At 60.1% G+C, this 17,382-nt stretch carries 17 protein-coding genes and 2 tRNA genes; 8 read left to right on the forward strand and 11 right to left on the reverse strand.

The annotated features are described in order from the left end of the window. The 9 genes from ACFODV_RS01405 to ACFODV_RS01445 all read right to left on the reverse strand — a co-directional run bounded on the left by ACFODV_RS01405 (position 1) and on the right by ACFODV_RS01445 (position 8,001). On the reverse strand, positions 1–888 hold the full coding sequence (locus tag ACFODV_RS01405; RefSeq protein ID WP_379753510.1) for a carbohydrate ABC transporter permease: 888 nt from the start codon (positions 886–888) through the stop codon (positions 1–3). After that, positions 881–1,981, reverse strand: coding sequence for an ABC transporter ATP-binding protein (locus ACFODV_RS01410; RefSeq protein ID WP_379753513.1), 1,101 nt, complete (start codon positions 1,979–1,981; stop codon positions 881–883). The genes ACFODV_RS01405 and ACFODV_RS01410 overlap by 8 nt, the downstream gene beginning before the upstream one ends. A gap of 1 nt (position 1,982) precedes the next feature. Then, positions 1,983–3,071, reverse strand: coding sequence for an ABC transporter ATP-binding protein (locus ACFODV_RS01415; RefSeq protein WP_379753516.1), 1,089 nt, complete (start codon positions 3,069–3,071; stop codon positions 1,983–1,985). 294 nt (positions 3,072–3,365) lie between these two features. Next, positions 3,366–3,995 carry a uracil phosphoribosyltransferase gene (gene upp / locus ACFODV_RS01420; RefSeq protein ID WP_379753519.1) on the reverse strand — a complete coding sequence of 210 codons (630 nt, stop codon included), beginning with the start codon at positions 3,993–3,995 and terminating at the stop codon, positions 3,366–3,368. A 111-nt stretch (positions 3,996–4,106) separates the two neighbouring features. Next, positions 4,107–4,790 (reverse strand): uracil-DNA glycosylase, encoded by a 684-nt coding sequence (gene ung, locus ACFODV_RS01425; RefSeq protein WP_379753522.1) that lies wholly within the window; start codon positions 4,788–4,790, stop codon positions 4,107–4,109. Between the two features lie 3 nt (positions 4,791–4,793). Next, the gene (gene gpt, locus ACFODV_RS01430; RefSeq protein WP_379753525.1) at positions 4,794–5,273 is read right to left on the reverse strand and encodes a xanthine phosphoribosyltransferase; all 480 of its coding nucleotides are present in this window, start codon (positions 5,271–5,273) and stop codon (positions 4,794–4,796) included. Between the two features lie 4 nt (positions 5,274–5,277). Next, complete coding sequence (locus tag ACFODV_RS01435; RefSeq protein ID WP_379753528.1) at positions 5,278–5,823, reverse strand: adenine phosphoribosyltransferase; 546 nt, start codon at positions 5,821–5,823, stop codon at positions 5,278–5,280. Positions 5,824–5,859: 36 nt separating this feature from the next. Then, positions 5,860–7,164, reverse strand: a complete 1,305-nt coding sequence (locus ACFODV_RS01440; RefSeq protein WP_379753531.1) for an NCS2 family permease — start codon at positions 7,162–7,164, stop codon at positions 5,860–5,862. Positions 7,165–7,371: 207 nt separating this feature from the next. Continuing rightward, positions 7,372–8,001, reverse strand: a complete 630-nt coding sequence (locus ACFODV_RS01445; RefSeq protein ID WP_379753534.1) for a riboflavin synthase subunit alpha — start codon at positions 7,999–8,001, stop codon at positions 7,372–7,374. Between the two features lie 412 nt (positions 8,002–8,413). On the opposite strand from ACFODV_RS01445, the gene ACFODV_RS01450 reads away from it, so the two are divergent. From ACFODV_RS01450 to ACFODV_RS01465, 4 genes are all read left to right on the forward strand, one after another. Further along, a complete protein-coding gene (locus tag ACFODV_RS01450) occupies positions 8,414–9,475 on the forward strand; it encodes a methionine ABC transporter ATP-binding protein (protein WP_379753537.1) in 1,062 nt (353 codons plus the stop codon). After that, entirely contained in the window at positions 9,456–10,109 is a 654-nt protein-coding gene (locus ACFODV_RS01455) for a methionine ABC transporter permease (RefSeq protein WP_379753540.1), read from the forward strand. The genes ACFODV_RS01450 and ACFODV_RS01455 overlap by 20 nt, the downstream gene beginning before the upstream one ends. A 67-nt stretch (positions 10,110–10,176) precedes the next feature. Continuing rightward, complete coding sequence (locus ACFODV_RS01460) at positions 10,177–10,977, forward strand: MetQ/NlpA family ABC transporter substrate-binding protein (protein WP_379753543.1); 801 nt, start codon at positions 10,177–10,179, stop codon at positions 10,975–10,977. 4 nt (positions 10,978–10,981) lie between these two features. Beyond that, positions 10,982–11,449: a GAF domain-containing protein gene (locus ACFODV_RS01465; RefSeq protein ID WP_379753546.1), complete on the forward strand. Its 468-nt coding sequence runs from the start codon at positions 10,982–10,984 to the stop codon at positions 11,447–11,449. Positions 11,450–11,536: 87 nt separating this feature from the next. On the opposite strand, the gene ACFODV_RS01470 is transcribed toward ACFODV_RS01465, so the two are convergent. Both ACFODV_RS01470 and ACFODV_RS01475 read right to left on the reverse strand, forming a co-directional pair. Further along, positions 11,537–11,613: transfer RNA gene (locus ACFODV_RS01470), tRNA-Val, on the reverse strand. Between the two features lie 20 nt (positions 11,614–11,633). Further along, positions 11,634–11,710: transfer RNA gene (locus ACFODV_RS01475), tRNA-Val, on the reverse strand. 538 nt (positions 11,711–12,248) lie between these two features. On the opposite strand from ACFODV_RS01475, the gene ACFODV_RS01480 reads away from it, so the two are divergent. The 4 genes from ACFODV_RS01480 to ACFODV_RS01495 all read left to right on the forward strand — a co-directional run bounded on the left by ACFODV_RS01480 (position 12,249) and on the right by ACFODV_RS01495 (position 17,207). Continuing rightward, entirely contained in the window at positions 12,249–12,830 is a 582-nt protein-coding gene (locus tag ACFODV_RS01480) for a DJ-1/PfpI family protein (protein ID WP_379753549.1), read from the forward strand. A 192-nt stretch (positions 12,831–13,022) separates the two neighbouring features. Beyond that, positions 13,023–13,844: an MIP/aquaporin family protein gene (locus ACFODV_RS01485; protein ID WP_379753552.1), complete on the forward strand. Its 822-nt coding sequence runs from the start codon at positions 13,023–13,025 to the stop codon at positions 13,842–13,844. Positions 13,845–13,903: 59 nt separating this feature from the next. Next, positions 13,904–15,409, forward strand: a complete 1,506-nt coding sequence (glpK, locus tag ACFODV_RS01490) for a glycerol kinase GlpK (protein WP_379753555.1) — start codon at positions 13,904–13,906, stop codon at positions 15,407–15,409. Between the two features lie 118 nt (positions 15,410–15,527). Further along, entirely contained in the window at positions 15,528–17,207 is a 1,680-nt protein-coding gene (locus ACFODV_RS01495; protein ID WP_379753558.1) for a glycerol-3-phosphate dehydrogenase/oxidase, read from the forward strand. Positions 17,208–17,382 lie beyond the last annotated feature (175 nt).

Raw genomic sequence — 17,382 nt, forward strand, 5'->3', positions numbered from 1 at the left:
TCACGCCCCCTTGTCCTGTTGCTTGTCTTTCTGGAGATTCATGATTGCGGTGTAGAAGACCCAGCAAACCAGCAGAATGATCAAGAAATAGATCAGCGAGAATGCCGCCGAGGGGCCCAGGTCCTGTTGCCCGATCGCCATGGTGGTCAGCGACTGACTCAGGAAAGTGGTGGAGTTGCCTGGCCCTCCCCCGGTCAGCACGAAGGGCTCGGCGTAGATCATGAAGGAGTGCATGAAGCGCAGCAGGATGCCGATGACCAACACGTTGGTCAGTTTGGGCATCTGAATGTAGCGAAACACCGCCCAGCGCGAGGCACGATCGATGCGTGCCGCCTGGTAGTAGGCATCCGGAATGGAACGCAGGCCGCTGTAGCAAAGCAGCGCGATCAGCGGCGTCCAATGCCAGACATCCATCAGGATGATGGTGCCCCAGGCATCGACGGCGCTGCGGGTGATGTTGTAGCCATATCCCAACTCGCGCAGACCCCAGCCCATCAGGCCGATATCGCCACGGGTAAATATCTGCCAGATGCTGCCCACCACGTTCCAGGGGATCAGCAGTGGCATGGTCACCAGGATCAGAATCGCCGAAGCTTGCCAGCCCTTCTTGGGCATAAGCAGGGCGATGCCGATCCCCAGCGGCACCTCGATGGCCAGCACCGTCAGTGAGAAGGCGAACTGGCGCACCAGCGCCGCCTGGAGCCCCGGGTCGTTGAGAGTGGCCTGGAACCATTCCGTGCCGGTGAAGAACCGGGTGTTGGCATCGAAGACGTCCTGGACGGAGTAGTTCACCACGGTCATCAGCGGGATGATCGCCGAGAAGGCCACCAGCAGCAGCATCGGCAGGATCAGCCACCAGGCCCGGTTATTGTAAATCTTGTTATTCATGAGGAATCTCCACGCGGAACTCGTCGACATAGAGGCCGAGGTGCTCGATCGGAAAACGCAGCCATGCCTTGTCTCGGGGCAGGGTGTCGTCCTCCTCGATGCGGGCCTTAAAGGGGATATCCCCCAGCCGCAGCGAAAGGATCGCGTAGGTACCGAGGTCCTGTACGTCCTCGACCAGAGCTTCCATGGCCTCGTCGACCCGATCGGCATGCACTTCGACGAACTCGGGTCGAATGCCCAGCTTGATGTTGGCCGAGCCTGCATGCGCCACGGCGTCATGGACGGCAGGGGATACGCTCAGCGGCAGCTCCCCTGACATCAAGTGGCCGTCGCGAAGTTCGACCTTGAGGAAGTTCATACCGGGGCTGCCGATAAAGTAGCCGACAAAGGTGTGGTTGGGCGTCTCAAAGAGCTCTCGAGGAGTGCCGAACTGCACTACCTGTCCCTCGTACATCACCGCAATCTTGTCGGCAAAGGTCGACGCTTCAAGCTGATCATGGGTGACATAAACCATGGTGATATTGAAACGCTGGTGGATCTCCTTGAGCTTTCGGCGCAGCTTCCATTTCAGCTGAGGGTCAATGACCGTCAACGGCTCGTCAAAGAGGATTGCCGAAACGTCGTCGCGCACCAGGCCACGCCCCATGGAGACCTTCTGCTTTTCATCTGCGGTGAGGTTCTTGGCTTTGCGTTTAAGTTGGGGGGTCAGCTCGAGAACGTCGGCCACTTCCATGACACGCTCACGCACTCTGTCAGCAGGGGTGCCGATGTTGCGCAGCGGAAAGGCCAGATTGTCGTAGACCGTCATGGTGTCGTAGACGACCGGGAACTGGAACACCTGTGCGATGTTGCGCGCCTCGGGAGGTAGCTCATTCACCTTTTCGCCGTCGAACAGCACATCGCCGCTGGAGGGTTCGAGCAACCCAGAAATGATGTTGAGCAGGGTCGACTTGCCGCAGCCGGAGGGGCCAAGCAGCGCATAGGCGCCGCCCTGGTGCCACACGTGGTTCATCTCGCGTATGGCGTAGTCCTCGGGGGAGGACGGCTCGGCCATGTAGGTGTGGGCAAGGTTTTTCAGAGTGATCTCTGCCATGTCATGCCCTCCCGGCGTGGGTCGGAATATGGACCACGGCACCCTGGCGGTCGAAGGCGTAGACCTTGCGGGTGGGAATGTAGAGCTTGACCGCCTTGCCTGGAGTGAACTCGTGGACGCCCTCCAGGTGCACGGTCAGGTGGAACATCGCATTGGACACGTGCAGGAAGGTCTCGGAACCACTGATCTCGGCCATCTCGACCTCCATCTCCACCTCGATGTCATCGTCGGAACGCGGCACAAGCGATATATGCGCGGGCCGAACCCCGAAGCGGTACTCGCCCGGCGCCAAGGTGCGCAGGTCGTCGGTGAGCGGGAAATGGACGCGCTTGTCGAAGGTCACTTCGGACCCCGAGATGATGCCGCGCATCACGTTGATGGGCGGCTCGGAAAACATCTCGGCAGTGAGGATATCCAGAGGACGATGGTAGACATCATCGGTGCGGCCGTACTGCAGCAGGCGCCCCTCGTGAAGCACAGCGGTGTAGCCGCCCAGGGCCAGGGCCTCTGCCGGCTCGGTGGTAGCATAAACGGCGATGCAGTGGCGCTCGCTGAACAGGGTGCGAAGCTCCTCGCGAAACTCCTCACGCAGCTTATAGTCGAGGTTGACCAGCGGCTCATCGAAAAGCACGACATCGGCATCCTTGACCAGCGCCCGCCCCATGGCGGTGCGCTGCTGCTGCCCGCCCGACAGCTCCAGGGGCAGGCGGTCGAGAAGGTGTTCGATATGCAACATCTCGGCGGTTTCGCGAACCCGCCTATCGATCTCGGCCTTGCTCACCTTGGCGAGTCTCAGCGGCGAGGCGATGTTGTCGTAAACGCTCAGCGAGGGATAGTTGATGAACTGCTGGTAGACCATAGAGACGTTGCGATGGCGGACAGACACCCTGGTGACGTCCTGGCCGTTCATCAGCACGCGGCCACGGCTAGGCGCATCGAGTCCGGCCATCAGCCGCATCAGGGTTGTCTTGCCGGCCAAGGTTCGTCCTAACAAGACGTTGAAGGATCCGGGCTCAAGTTCGAGGTTCACATCCGCAACGTGAGTGGCGCCACCTACCGTCAGATCAATATTTTCCAGGATCAATGACATGGTGAGTCTCGGTTGTTCGTTTTTGTATGACGTCGATCATGTCGACGTCTGAACACCATAGTGCAGTCGCAGTTTTATGACACCCATGTTGTTAAACGAAAACACAGGATCGGTAGCTGTTGACGCGCTATCAGTAGACAAGCTACTGATTTATAAGATATTTTACGAGGAATTATACTTTAGGCGAAACGGGGAGGGACTGGAAGGAAGATGAAAGACAAAGGCAGCCATGTTCGGGTATGAACACAGCTGCCTTTGGGAAGCGCACGGGACGGCGCCGGGGGCGGGGAAGGCTCAGCGGGTGCCGAAGATCTTGTCTCCGGCATCCCCCAGGCCAGGCACGATGTAGCCGTTCTCGTCCAGGTGATCGTCGATACCCGCCGTGTAGATCTCGATGTCAGGATAAGCATCCTGGACGCGCTTGATGCCCTCGGGCGCCGCCACCAGTACGATCACTTTCATGTGCTTGCAACCGCGCTCGCGCAGCATGTCCAGCGTTGCCACCATGGTACCGCCGGTGGCCAGCATAGGGTCGATAACGAGCGCCATGCGCTCGTCCAGATCGCCAGCAAACTTGGCGAAATAGGGCACTGGCTCGAGAGTTTCTTCATCGCGGTAGAGACCCACCACGCTGATCCGGGCGCTAGGTATCAGATCGGTGACACCGTCGAGCATGCCCAGTCCCGCGCGCAGGATCGGCACGATGGTGACCTTCTTGCCCTTGAGCAGCTGCACCGAAATCTTCTTGCCGCTCCAGCCGTCGATATCCTGGGACTGCAGCTCCAGGTCCTGGGTCGCCTCGTAGGTCAGCAGCTTGGCCAGCTCGCCAGCCAGCTCGCGAAAACTCTTGGTGCTGATGCCGGCTTCACGCATCAGGCCGAGCTTGTGCTGGACCAGAGGGTGCTGGATCGCATGGACGCTCATGGGCGGACCTCTTAACTATTGGAAACGGGGCGGCGGGAAACGATACCGACCTTGGTCTCATGGACCGTGTCGATAACTTGGGGACGATTCTACCCGCATGCTGCCTCGAGGTTAAGGCGTCTCTGGCAGCTGCCAATCGACGGGCGTGCGGCCATGCTCTACCAGGAAGGCGTTGGCCCGGGAGAAATGATGGTTGCCGAAGAAGCCACGATGGGCGGAAAGCGGCGAAGGATGCGGCGACTCCAGCACCAGGTGGCGAGACGAATCAATCAGTGCCTTCTTCTGGCGAGCATGACTCCCCCACAGCAGGAACACCGAGGGCTCGGCGTGTTCACTTACCGCGGCAATGGCGCGGTCGGTGAACGTCTCCCATCCCTTGCCACGATGCGAACCGGCATTGCCCTGCTCCACCGTTAGCGAGGCGTTGAGCAACAGCACGCCCTGATGGGCCCAGGACTCCAGGTTGCCGTGGGCCACCGGCTGGAAACCCACATCATCTGCAAGCTCCTTGTAGATGTTGGCAAGCGATGGCGGTACACGCACGCCGGCGCGAACCGAGAAGCAGAGCCCATGGGCCTGGTTCGGGCCGTGGTAGGGGTCTTGACCGAGGATTACCACCTTGACGGCGTTCAGCGGGGTGAGATCGAAGGCGCGAAACCACTCGGACGAATGCGGGTAGATCACTTTCCTGGCGGCCTTCTCGGCGGCCAGAAAATCCCGCAGCGCGTGCATGTAGGGCGCCTCGAACTCATCTCCCAGCCACTGCTGCCAGCTGTCGGTAAGTGGACAGGCCATGGGTCAGCGCTTTGCCTGGTCGACCAGAGGTTCAACGTAGGCCACGCCCATGTCCCAAGGAAACTGGATCCAGCAGTCCTGTGCCACTTCGGTGAGGTACTGGTCCACCAGCGGCTTGCCCTCGGGCTTGGCATAGACGGTGACGAAATGCGCATTGGGCAGCAGCTCGCGCACCTTGCGTGCGGTCTTGCCCGTGTCGACCAGGTCGTCCACCAGCAGCCAGCCTTCGCCGTCGTGTTCGACCCCCTTCAGCACGTCGAGCCCACCCTGATCCATATGATCATAGCTTTTGATGCAGACGGTATCGATCAGGCGCACGTTGAGTTCGCGAGCAATCAACGCCGCGGGTATCAGCCCGCCGCGGGTGATGGCAACGATACCCTTGAAATCACGTTCAACCAGCTGGTGAGAGAGCTCGCGCACATCTCGATGCAGCTGGTCCCAGGAGACCGTGAAGTGCTTGTGATAGCGATTATGGCTCATGGGGTCACTCGTCCTCGGTAAAAGAACAGACAGCGAAGACGTTGTAGCCCGCCTCATGGATGCGCCGGGAACCGCCAAGGTCTGGCAGATCAACGATGGTGGCAGTCTCCACCACCTGTCCGCCACTTCGGGTGATCAACTTGGCGGCAGCCAGCATGGTGCCCCCGGTGGCGATCAAGTCATCGACGATCAGGATACGATCACCCTGTTTGAAGGCATCGGAGTGCAGTTCGACTTCGGCCTCGCCGTACTCCAGGGTGTAGGTCTCGCTGATGGTGCGGAACGGCAACTTGCCCTTCTTGCGCACCGGCACGAAGCTGCAGCCCAGTTCGTAGGCCAACGGCGCGCCAACGATGAAGCCGCGGGCATCGATGGCAGCGATAGCGTCGAGATCCATCTCCTGATAGCGATGCACGAAGCTGTCGATAAGCTTGCGGAAGGCCGCGCTGTTTTGCAGCAGCGGCGTGATGTCACGGAAGTTGACCCCAGGCTGCGGCCAGTCGGGGACGGTGCGGATCACGGACTTGATGTAGTCGCCGTAAATGCTCATCGATTCGGGTCTCGGTGAGTGGGTGCAATCAGTGGATCAGTCGAGAAACAGGAACTTGACCGCGAACAGCAGCGCCAGCACGATCACCGCCGGGTTCAGGTCCTGGAAACGACCGGACAGCGTCTTGATGGCAGCGTAGCTGATGAAGCCCAGCGCAATGCCCTCGGCAATCGAGAAGGTCAGCGGCATGGCCAGTGCAGCGATCAACACCGGTGCGGCTTCGGTGGGATCGTCCCAATTGGCATGGGCCAGGCTGCCGGCCATCAATACCGCCACGTAGAGGAGCGCTCCAGCGGTGGCATAGGCGGGAATGGAGCCCGCCAACGGCGCGAAGAACAGGCTGATCAGGAACAGCGCAGCCACCACCACGGCGGTCAGGCCGGTGCGTCCGCCAGAAGCGATACCCGCGGTGGACTCGATATAGCTGGTGGTCGTCGAGGTGCCAAGCACCGCACCGGCCATGGAGGCGCTGCTATCGGCCATCATGGCGCGGCCGATGCGCGGCAGCTTGCCGTTCTCGTCGAGCAGCTTGCCGCGATGGGCCACGCCCACCAGGGTGCCGGAGGTGTCGAAAAGGTCGACGAACAGGAAGGCGAAGATAACGCTGAGCATGGCGACATCCAACGCCCCCCAAAGGTCCAATGCCATGAAGGTCGGCGCAATGGAAGGCGGCATGGACATCAATCCGCCGTACTCGTTGTGGCCCAGCAACATAGCGATCACGGTAATGCCTAGAATACCGATCATCACCGCGCCGGTGACCTTAAGGTAGGCCAGTGCGGTAATCACGAAGAAACCGAGCAGCGCGTAGATGGCGGCCGGCTCGGAGAGATCGCCCAAAGCGACATAGGTAGCCGGGTTGGAGACCACGATGCCGGCATTCTTCAAGGCAATCATCGCCAGGAAGAGCCCGATACCGGCGGCTATCCCCAGGCGCAGGGAAAGCGGGATCGAGTTGATGATCCACTCGCGCACCTTGAAGATGCTCAGCAGCAAGAAAATGAAGCCAGAGAAGAATACCGCGCCCAGCGCCGCCTCCCAGGTGTAGCCCATGCCCAGTACGACGCCGTAGGTAAAGAAGGCGTTGAGCCCCATACCCGGCGCCTGGGCGATGGGGTAGTTGGCCCAAAGCCCCATGATCAGACAGCCAATGGCTGCGGCCAGACAGGTGGCGACGAACACGGCACCGTAGTCCATGCCCGCCTCGGAGAGGATGCTGGGGTTGACGAAGATGATGTAAGCCATGGTCAGGAAGGTGGTAATCCCGGCGATGACCTCGGTCTTCACGTTGGTATTGTTTTCTACCAGCTTGAACTGCTTGTCGATCAGGCGTTTCAGCATGGGGCTCGTTCCTGGGCGAGTGGACGATGCGATGATCCTGGAGGGTGCGAGAAAAGTCGCGGGAAAGGCGGCCTATGGTACTCACATCTCATTCGGGATGCGATACGCCCTCAGGCAGCCAGTTAGACCTGCTTAAGCAACTAGCGGGCCAACCGCCAGTCGAGCTGCCAACGCCAACCCGACGAACCTTTCAACCGCGGACCCGACTCAAACTTCGCGGGACGCCAGAACCCGCTCAACAGTCTCGACAATGGCCTGGGTCTGAGGATCGATCTCTATGTTGACGCGATCGCCGAGCACTCGGTCTATCAGGGTGGTGCGCGCCAGAGTCTCGGGAATCAGGTTGACGCAGAAGCGCGGCCCGTGGGTGGCACCGGCCGGGCGAACCTCGCCGATGGTCAGGCTGATGCCGTCGACGCCTATATAGCCCTTGTCGAACAGGAAACGGCCCAGTTCATGGGGCAGCTCGAACCACAGCCGACGGTTGTTGGGCGCCTCGTCGAGCTCTACCAACTCAGCCATAGCGATCACGTGGCCAGACATCGAGTGACCACCGATCTCGTCACCGAAGCGCGCAGCACGCTCTATATTGACGCGGCTTCCCACCTCCACTGCACCAAGGTTGGTCACGCGCAGCGTCTCGCGCATCAGATCGAAGCTGACTCGTTTCCCTTCGATGCCCGTGACCGTCAGGCAGACCCCGTTGTGAGACACAGAGGCGCCGATCTCAAGGCCCTTGCGTAGCGACTTGGGCAGAGAGATGACATGGGTGCGGAACAGCTCCGCCTCCTCAATGGCGACCACCTTGGCGGTGCCCTGCACGATACCGGTGAACATTGCGTCTCCTCGACTGCGGGCCCCAAACGGACCGAAGGCTACGAGTTTAGAGAACTCGCCCCTGTCGCGTCCACGACAAAGCCACTCATCTCAGGGTTTTCACCTGCTGCATTCAAATATCCAGAAAATCGCCCTGCCAAGAAGCGAGGTTGACCACAACAACGCCCATGACAATTGACAGCCACGTCCTCCACGCCTAGGCTTGCCGCCTACTTTAACGGCGCTGATTTGACCCCCGACTCGCGGGCGCCTGCTCGGCGGCACGCTCATTAGAAGCGGCCAGGTCGAGAAGTGCAGCTAAGAAGTGCAGCTAAACAGGGTGTGTCCAGCGTCGATGGCCACTCGCGAGCACGGCCTTAGTTCGTATCCTGCCCTGCAACGCCCGCCTCGGCGCCCCGCTTGCGGTGCTTCCATGATCCGACTTCACAACGTATCCAAGGTCTACCCCCTCAAGGGCGGGCGCGACAACGGTCCGCAGACCGTCCAGGCGCTGAAGAACATCAACTTCCACGTGCCCGCCGGGCAGGTCCACGGTGTGATCGGCCTTTCCGGTGCCGGCAAGTCGACCCTGATTCGCTGCATCAATCTGCTGGAGCGCCCTACCACCGGCAGTGTCAGCGTGGACGGCCAAGAACTCACCGGGCTGTCACGCCAGGCGCTCAACCAGGCGCGCCATCGCATCGGCATGATCTTCCAGCACTTCAACCTGCTGACCAACCGCACGGTGTTCGCCAATGTGGCGCTGCCGCTGGAGCTGATGGGCATGAAACGCGCCGAGATCGGCGAACGGGTGACGCCGCTGCTGGAACTGGTCGGGCTTGCCGAAAAGGCCGCCGAGTACCCGGCCCAGCTTTCCGGTGGTCAGAAGCAACGCGTGGCTATCGCCCGAGCCCTGGCCAGCCGCCCCAAGGTACTGCTCTGCGACGAGGCCACCTCGGCGCTGGACCCGCAGACCACTAGCTCGATCCTGGCACTGCTGCGCGATATCAATCACACGCTTGGCCTGACTATCCTGCTGATTACCCATGAGATGGAGGTGGTCAAGTCGATCTGCCAAAGGGTCAGTCTGATCTCCGACGGAGAGCTGGTCGAAGAATCGGATGTCGGTGACTTCTTCACCGCCCCCCGGACACAGCTGGGACGAGAGTTTCTCAACGACTTCCTTCAGTTGGAACCGCCCCGGGCGCTGTTCGATCGACTGGAGACGGCGCCAGGGAAGCACACCCACCCGGTGGTTCGGCTGGCGTTCTCGGGAGACTCGGTCTCTACCCCGCTGATCTCGCGGCTGGCCAGGGAGTGCGGCGTCGACGTCAGCATCCTGCAGGCCAAGGTGGAATCAATCCAGGAGCGAACCCTGGGGCTGATGATCGCTGAACTGATGGGCCCCCCGGCGAAGACCCGCGAGGCCATCGACTATCTCGAATCCCATGATCTGCACGTGGAGGTGCTCGGCCATGTCCAGCGCAATGATTGACCTGATTCTGAGCGCCACTCTGGATACTCTCTATATGGTAGCCATTTCCGGGGTGATCGCGGCCCTGGTGGGTATCCCTCTGGGCGTGCTGCTCTACGTGACTCGCCCCGGCCAAGTGCTGGCCCAGCCTGCAGTGAACGGCGTACTCGGCATCGTCACCAATATCGGCCGCTCGATTCCCTTTATTATTTTGATGGTGGCGATCATCCCCTTTACCCGAATGCTCGTGGGAACGTCCATCGGCACCAGTGCCGCCGCGGTTCCACTGACCATTGCCGCCGTTCCCTTCATCGCCCGCCTGGTTGAAGGCGCGCTCAACGAGATCAACCCGGGCCTGGTGGAGGCAGCCCAATCCATGGGTGCCACCCCGTGGCAGATCATCACTCGCGTACTGCTGCCCGAGGCTCGCGGCGGCATTTTCACCGCCATGACCGTCACCGTGGTGACCCTGGTCAGCTACTCGGCCATGGCCGGGGCAGTGGGCGGCGGCGGCCTCGGCGACCTGGGTATCCGCTACGGCTACAACCGCTTCAATCCCACCATCATGCTGATCACAGTGGCGATACTGGTGATCATGGTGCAGGGCTTCCAGAGCCTGGGGGATTATCTGGTCCGCAAGAGCGATCATAAATAGCCAAAAGATATTTAAATTTTATTTTTTATTACCTATCATTATTTTTATCACTACCGGAGACCATCCCATGCGCAAGACACTGCTTTCTACCCTGCTCGCCTCAAGCCTGATCCTGGGCGCAGGCGCAGGCGCCGCCCTGGCCGATGAGCACCGCCTCAAGGTGGGCACCGTGGCCGGCCCCGAGACTGACGTGATGCAGGTGGCTGCCGAGATTGCCCTGCGCGAGTACGGCCTGACCGTGGAGATCATCGAGTTCACCGACTACGTGACCCCCAACGCCGCCCTGGCAGACGGCAGCCTGGATGCCAATGCCTACCAGCACGAACCCTACCTGCAGGCAATGGTCAACGACCGTGGCTACGATCTTGCCATTGCCGGGCTCACCTTCGTTTATCCCATCGGCGCCTACTCCGAGAAGTACTCGACCATCGACGAACTGCCCGAGCGCGCTCAGATCGCTCTGCCCAACGATCCGTCCAACGAGGGCCGCTCGCTGATCCTGATGCACAACGAAGGGTTGATTCAGCTCGACGACCCGAGCAACCTCGAGGCCACGCCGCTCAACGTGGTGGAGAACCCGCGCAACTTCCGCTTCCGTGAGATCGAGGCCGCCCAGCTGCCGCGCGTGCTGCCGGATGTGGACATGGCCTTCATCAACAATACCTTTGCCCAGCCCGCTGGTCTGAGCCTGGACGACGCCCTGATCAAGGAAGGGCCGGAATCCCCCTACGTCAACCTGATCGCCGTGCGTGGCGGCGACCAGCAGCGCGAGGCAATCCAGCAGCTGGTGCGCGCCTACCAGACCGAGGAAGTGAAGGCCAAGGCGGCCGAGCTGTTCGGTCCGGCGGCGGTACCCGGCTGGGAATAACACATTGACAGCCGACTATGCCCTGCTGGCCCGCCAGCTCGAAGCGCTGCTGGACAGCCGCGACTGGCTGACCAACAGCGCCCAGACCAGTGCCTTCCTGATGGAGGCGATTCCCGAGCTGAACTGGGCGGGCTTCTACCTGCACCGGAAGCCTGAGACGCTCTGGCTCGGTCCCTTCCAGGGCAAGCCGGCCTGCCACCCCATCCCCTTCGCCAAGGGGGTGTGCGGTGCGGCGGCACGCACCCGCCTAACCCAGCGCATCGACGACGTTCACGCCATTGCCGACCATATCGCCTGCGACGCTGCCTCACGCGCCGAGCTGGTCGTCCCCATTGTCGTGAATGACCAGTTGTGGGGCGTGCTCGACCTGGACAGCCCGATTAAGGGACGCTTCAGTGAGGCTGACCAGGCCGGCGTCGAGGCGCTGGTTGGCGTGTTGATGGACCGCACCGATCTTGTGGCGCTTTTCTAGCCAACGCACCCAAAACACGCCAGCCTATCCGAAAGGCGCCCACAGCAAGTCGCCCCCGCAGCAACGCTGCGGGGGCGACTTAGCAACTGGTAGGACCAGGCGGATTTGAACCGCCGACCTCCACGATGTCAACGTGGCGCTCTAACCAACTGAGCTATGGTCCTGCTGTCATGATAAGCGAAGCTGGTAGGACCAGGCGGATTTGAACCGCCGACCTCCACGATGTCAACGTGGCGCTCTAACCAACTGAGCTATGGTCCTGCTTTCTCCGATTCGAAGCATCATTCGCTTCGTCAACGGTTGCATATCCTACCGATTCCGCTGGATTTTGCAAGCCTTCAGCGATCACTTTTGACCCTCTCCATCGCTTCCTTTCAGCCATCGTAGAGCCGTTCGCGCTCTGTCGCCTCCATCTGCCGGCGTCAAGGGCCGCTTGGCTTTCTATACCGTCATCTTTTTTCTGCAGCGCCGCCAGCATCAGGATGTCGCCGTCTCGTTCGAGCGGCTCGTCGTGCCTCTAGCGACTGCCCCGTTAAGGATACGACGCTGGCGGCAGCCTTGCAGGCCTGCAATGTTCGTATCCGAACTATTTTAACCTGATATGTTGCATTCCGCACCATAATGACGCAATATTTGCCAGGAGATGTTCATAAATAATCATTCATGAGCATTCTCCCACAACGCGCCGTGACACTACCCGGGCAGACACGCCAAGGCCCGAGCCAATCGGCCGCAACCAGTTCCGGCGCAAGAAAGGGGCATCTCACCCCCACTACAATGACAATCAGGAGAAAACACCATGGCTGCAAAACGCATCCTGCTGCTAGTCGGCGATTTCGCCGAAGACTACGAAGTAATGGTTCCCTTTCAGGCTCTACAGATGGTGGGCCACCAGGTGGATGCCATCTGCCCGGGCAAGGAAAAGGGCGAGAAGGTGAAGACCGCCATCCACGATTTCCAGGGTGACCAGACATATACCGAGAAACCGGGCCACGAATTTGCCCTCAATGCCACCTTCAAGGACGTCAAGGCGGCCGACTACGATGCCCTGGTAATTGCAGGCGGGCGGGCCCCGGAGTATTTGCGCCTGGACCCCGAAGTGATCGCGATGGTTCGCCACTTCGCCGAGCATAACAAACCGTTGGCGGCTGTCTGCCACGGTGCCCAGGTGCTGGCCGCAGCGGAGGTCATCGAAGGTCGCCGGGTTTCTGCCTACCCGGCTTGTTCGCCAGAAGTGCGGCTGGCCGGCGGTACCTACGCCGACATCGCTATCGATGGCGCCGAAACTGATGGCAACCTGGTCACGGCACCGGCCTGGCCCGCACATCCGGCCTGGCTGGCAGCGTTTCTTAAAGTGTTGGGCACACGCATTACCCTTTGAACGCTTGGAGCGCCTTGGTCGGCGCTCCTTGTTTTCCGGCCTCTCCCCCCCTCCCCTGAGAAATCGAGGTGGCAATAGCTCCCTGCCCTCGGATTGTGGCGGTTACGAAGCCTCATGTCGGCAAACTGCCTTTGGTTGAGTTCGAAAACGAAAACGAATACACCTCACAACTACAATATAGAGGAAACACTTATGACACCTTTCCTGGGGGAGATCTTCGGCACGATGATCCTTATCATCTTCGGCGGCGGTGTGGTCGCCGGCGTCGTTCTCAAACATTCCAAGGCCGAGGCGAGCGGCTGGATCGTCATCACCTTCGGCTGGGCCATGGGCGTCACCATGGCGATCTATGCGGTTGGCCAGTTCAGCGGTGCCCACATCAATCCCGCGGTCACCATCGCGCTCGCGACTATTGGTGAATTCCCATGGTCAAGGGTGCCGGGGTACGTGCTGGCCCAACTACTCGGCGCCTTCATGGGTGCGGTGGTGGTCTGGCTGCACTACTACCCCCACTGGCAGAAAACCGAGAGTCAGGGCGCCAAGTTGGCCGTCTTTTGTACCGACCCCGCTATCCCCCACACGCCCTCCAACCTGATGAGCGAAATCATCGGTACCTTCATGCTGGTACTGGGTGTACTTGCCATCGGTGCTAACGAATTCACCGAGGGTCTCAATCCGTTGATCATCGGGCTGCTGGTCCTGGCCATCGGGCTGTCCCTTGGTGGCACCACCGGCTACGCCATCAACCCTGCCAGGGACCTGGGGCCGCGGCTGGCACATTTCATATTGCCTATTGCAGGCAAGGGAGAATCTAACTGGAAATATGCCTGGATCCCTGTGGTGGGCCCCCTGGTCGGCGGCGCTGCCGGCGGCCTTTTCTACCGCCACGTTTTTATCGACGGCAATTCGCTGGCCATGACGATCGCATTGGGAGTCATCGTGGTGTGCCTGGGCGTAGATTTCATCGTCGAGAAGCGATGGTCAAGCCGGAACACGGCATCTGACCAGGATTGATAAATGCAGTACCAATACAAAAAATCAGGAACTACTCGATAAAACGAGGGAGACATCTCATGAAAAAACAATACATCCTGTCGTTCGATCAAGGCACCACTAGCTGCCGCGCCATCCTCTTCGATCGAGACGCCCAGATTGTGGGCATTGCCCAGAAAGAGTTCCGTCAGCATTACCCTACCCCCGGCTGGGTCGAGCATGATGCCATGGAGATATGGGGCAGCCAGATGGGCGTGGCCCGTGAAGTCCTGGAAACGCAGGGCATCAAGCCTTCCGAAGTGGCGGCTATTGGCATCACCAATCAGCGCGAGACCACCGTGGTCTGGGACCGTCATACAGGAAAGCCTGTTTACAACGCTATCGTCTGGCAGGATCGCCGCACAGCGGCCCTGTGTGACGAGCTCAAAGCACGCGGATTGGAGGACTACATTCGCGAGACCACCGGCCTGGTGGCAGATGCCTATTTCTCAGGAACCAAGATTCGCTGGATTCTGGACAATGTCGAAGGGGCGCGCGAGAAGGCTGAGCGCGGCGATCTGCTGTTCGGGACCATGGATACCTGGCTGGTATGGAACCTGACCCGCGGCGAGCGCCATGTGACCGACTACAGCAATGCCTCGCGAACGCTGCTCTACAACATCCGCACCCTGGAGTGGGACCAGCGCATGTTGGAGGAGCTCGACATCCCGGCATCCATGCTTCCCGAGGTACGTCCTTCCAGCGAGGTCTATGGAAATACGGGGGCCGAGATGTTTGGTGGTGCCCGTGTACCTATCGCCGGTATCGCAGGGGACCAGCAGTCGGCCCTGTTTGGTCAAGCCTGCTTCGAGAAGGGAATGGTCAAGAACACCTACGGCACCGGCTGTTTCCTGCTGATGAACACCGGCGAGACCCCAGTTGCCTCTAAGTCCGGCCTGCTGACCACTATCGCGTGGGGGATAGACGGCAAGGTCAACTACGCCCTTGAAGGCTCCATCTTCATTGCCGGTGCGGCCGTGCAGTGGCTGCGTGACGAGTTCAGGCTCATCGATTCGGCCCAGGATTCGGAGTACTACGCCAGCAAAGTTGACGACTCCGGCGGTGTGTACGTGGTTCCTGCCTTTGTGGGGCTCGGAGCGCCCTACTGGGACATGTATGCACGCGGCGCGATCTTTGGGATCACCCGCGGCACCCGCAAAGAACACATCATACGGGCCACACTAGATTCTCTGGGCTACCAGACCAAGGACGTCATTGATGCCATGCAGACCGATTCGGGGATCACACTGAAGTCCCTGCGCGTTGACGGAGGTGCCGTGGCCAACAACGTCATGATGCAGTTCCAAGCCGACATGCTAGGGGTCAATGTGGATCGTCCCAAGATCACTGAAACCACCGCCCTGGGGGCCGCCTACCTGGCCGGTATTGCCGTGGGCCTTTGGACCCAGGAGGAGGTAGTGAGCAAGGGCATCCTGGAGCGTACCTTCGAGCCGCAGATGGATAGCAAAAGCCGCGAGCGCGCCTACAAGGGGTGGAAAAAGGCCGTCAGACGCAGCATGGACTGGGAGCGCGAAGAGGAAGAGTAACCCTTCTCGTCAGTCTGTGTTCCCCGGGGCGTCCCATCGAGCATGACGAGCGCCCTGGGGGGCTCAATGTTCAGCGTCCGCCAAACAGAACCTTAACTACCTCTGAAGGGGTCCCTTCATGCAATTGCGCGACAGCAATATGGAAAAACTTTCCAGCGAGACGTTCGATGTCCTGGTCATCGGCGGAGGCATCAACGGCGCTTCAGCCGCCGCCGCCCTATCCGGAAAAGGTGTCAAGGTGGGCCTGATCGACCGGGGTGACTTCGCCGGTGAGACCAGCATGCACTCCTCCAATCTCGTCTGGGGCGGCATCAAATATATGGAGAGCTATGATTTTGCCTTGGTACGCAAGCTCTGCAAGAGCCGCAATCATCTGATCAAGAGTTTTCCCTCAACGGTCCAGGAAATCCGTTTTTTGACCACCATTGCCAGCGGCTTTCGCTACCATCCGCGCTATCTATGGGCTGGTAGCTGGCTGTACTGGCTGATGGGTAACGGCTTCACACGGATTCCGCGTTTCCTGAGTCCTTCTGCCATCAAGAAGCAGGAGGCGATCGTCGATACCCAGGGTTCCATAGGCGGCTTCGAATATTCTGACGCCTATCTGCATGACAATGACGCCCGTTTCGTCTTCAATTTCGTACGCACCTCACTGAACTACGGCGCCATGGTGGCTAACTATGTCGAGTCGCAGGGAGCAAGGCGCGAAAATGGCGTCTGGATCACACGTGCCCGAAATGTCATGAACGGCGATACCTTCGAGATCCGTGCCAAGGTACTGATCAATGCGGCGGGCCCCTGGGCCGACCAGCACAATGCGTTGACCGGGCAGCAGACTCAGCACCAGCACGCCTATTCCAAGGGCATTCACCTGATCGTGCCGCGGCTTACCGACAGCAAGCGCGTGTTGGCGTTTTTCGCCGATGATGGCCGGCTGTTCTTCGTTATCCCGATGGGTCAGCGGACCTGCATTGGCACCACCGACACGCGCATGGAGAAACCCGAGGTACATGTGACCGACGAGGATACCCAGTTCGTGCTGGACAACATCAACAAGCGCCTGGAATTGGACAACCCACTGAGCAGAAACGATATCATCGCTACCCGCTGCGGTGTCAGACCCCTCGCTATAAAGACCAGCGCGGGTGGGGGTCGTGACTTCTTGCAACTCTCCCGCAAGCATGCCATCGATACCGATGACGCCGAAGCCCATATCAGCATCTTCGGCGGCAAGCTTACCGACTGTCTGAATGTCGGGGAAGAGATCGTCGATGAGGTGAAGCGACTCGGGGTTTCGGTGCCGTATCCAGGCTATCGCTGGTACGGCGAGCCCTCCGAATCGGTCAAGGAGGAGTTCCTCCATCAGGCTGAGCTCATGGAACTCGACGCCATGACGTCGCCGGAGGCCTCCGAGCCCCTGACGGCACGCCTGTGGCGGCGCTACGGCACTCACGCCCTCGACCTGCTCGAGGAGATCCGCGAGGACCCGCGTCAGGGCGAGCTGTTGATCGAGGGTACCGAGTACCTGCGCTGTGAACTCGGTCAGGCACAGCGCCGTGAGATGATCACCCGGCTAGAAGACTTTCTGCGTCGCCGGTCGAAAATCTCTCTGGTGGTCAGCAACGAGCGTATCAGGCGGTCTCCTGGCCTCATGGAGGCCTGCGAGATCCTCTTCGGCGACCAGGCCCGTGAACGCTTTGACGAGTACTTTGCTGAAACCCCGGAATGGACCCCCGAGAGGCTCAGCCCTGAGGCCGAGGCCGACAATCCTGCGCACTCCGAGTCACTGAACTGGTAGGAGCAGGCGCCTGTGCTGAGTCCATGCTGTCGAGAGTAGTTCGCAAACTGATAATCTACCAAGCAGGTTCCTGTCGTTTATCATTGTATGTTCGTTTGTTGTCACCAAGAGTGCTCCGGCATGTTCGGAATTCTCTGCTACCTTAGCCGGATAGAAACAGATCAGCGGCTGCCGA

Source organism: Halomonas tibetensis (assembly GCF_042643535.1).
Taxonomy (GTDB): domain Bacteria; phylum Pseudomonadota; class Gammaproteobacteria; order Pseudomonadales; family Halomonadaceae; genus Halomonas; species Halomonas tibetensis.

What these genes read in the sequence shown, in the direction of transcription:
- ACFODV_RS01405 (WP_379753510.1), bottom strand. Translation starts at nt 888, where the DNA reads ATGAATAACAAGATTTACAATAACCGGGCCTGGTGGCTGATCCTGCCG.
- ACFODV_RS01410 (WP_379753513.1), bottom strand. Translation starts at nt 1,981, where the DNA reads ATGGCAGAGATCACTCTGAAAAACCTTGCCCACACCTACATGGCCGAG.
- ACFODV_RS01415 (WP_379753516.1), bottom strand. Translation starts at nt 3,071, where the DNA reads ATGTCATTGATCCTGGAAAATATTGATCTGACGGTAGGTGGCGCCACT.
- upp (WP_379753519.1), bottom strand. Translation starts at nt 3,995, where the DNA reads ATGAGCGTCCATGCGATCCAGCACCCTCTGGTCCAGCACAAGCTCGGC.
- ung (WP_379753522.1), bottom strand. Translation starts at nt 4,790, where the DNA reads ATGGCCTGTCCACTTACCGACAGCTGGCAGCAGTGGCTGGGAGATGAG.
- gpt (WP_379753525.1), bottom strand. Translation starts at nt 5,273, where the DNA reads ATGAGCCATAATCGCTATCACAAGCACTTCACGGTCTCCTGGGACCAG.
- ACFODV_RS01435 (WP_379753528.1), bottom strand. Translation starts at nt 5,823, where the DNA reads ATGAGCATTTACGGCGACTACATCAAGTCCGTGATCCGCACCGTCCCC.
- ACFODV_RS01440 (WP_379753531.1), bottom strand. Translation starts at nt 7,164, where the DNA reads ATGCTGAAACGCCTGATCGACAAGCAGTTCAAGCTGGTAGAAAACAAT.
- ACFODV_RS01445 (WP_379753534.1), bottom strand. Translation starts at nt 8,001, where the DNA reads ATGTTCACCGGTATCGTGCAGGGCACCGCCAAGGTGGTCGCCATTGAG.
- ACFODV_RS01450 (WP_379753537.1), top strand. Translation starts at nt 8,414, where the DNA reads ATGATCCGACTTCACAACGTATCCAAGGTCTACCCCCTCAAGGGCGGG.
- ACFODV_RS01455 (WP_379753540.1), top strand. Translation starts at nt 9,456, where the DNA reads ATGTCCAGCGCAATGATTGACCTGATTCTGAGCGCCACTCTGGATACT.
- ACFODV_RS01460 (WP_379753543.1), top strand. Translation starts at nt 10,177, where the DNA reads ATGCGCAAGACACTGCTTTCTACCCTGCTCGCCTCAAGCCTGATCCTG.
- ACFODV_RS01480 (WP_379753549.1), top strand. Translation starts at nt 12,249, where the DNA reads ATGGCTGCAAAACGCATCCTGCTGCTAGTCGGCGATTTCGCCGAAGAC.
- ACFODV_RS01485 (WP_379753552.1), top strand. Translation starts at nt 13,023, where the DNA reads ATGACACCTTTCCTGGGGGAGATCTTCGGCACGATGATCCTTATCATC.
- glpK (WP_379753555.1), top strand. Translation starts at nt 13,904, where the DNA reads ATGAAAAAACAATACATCCTGTCGTTCGATCAAGGCACCACTAGCTGC.
- ACFODV_RS01495 (WP_379753558.1), top strand. Translation starts at nt 15,528, where the DNA reads ATGCAATTGCGCGACAGCAATATGGAAAAACTTTCCAGCGAGACGTTC.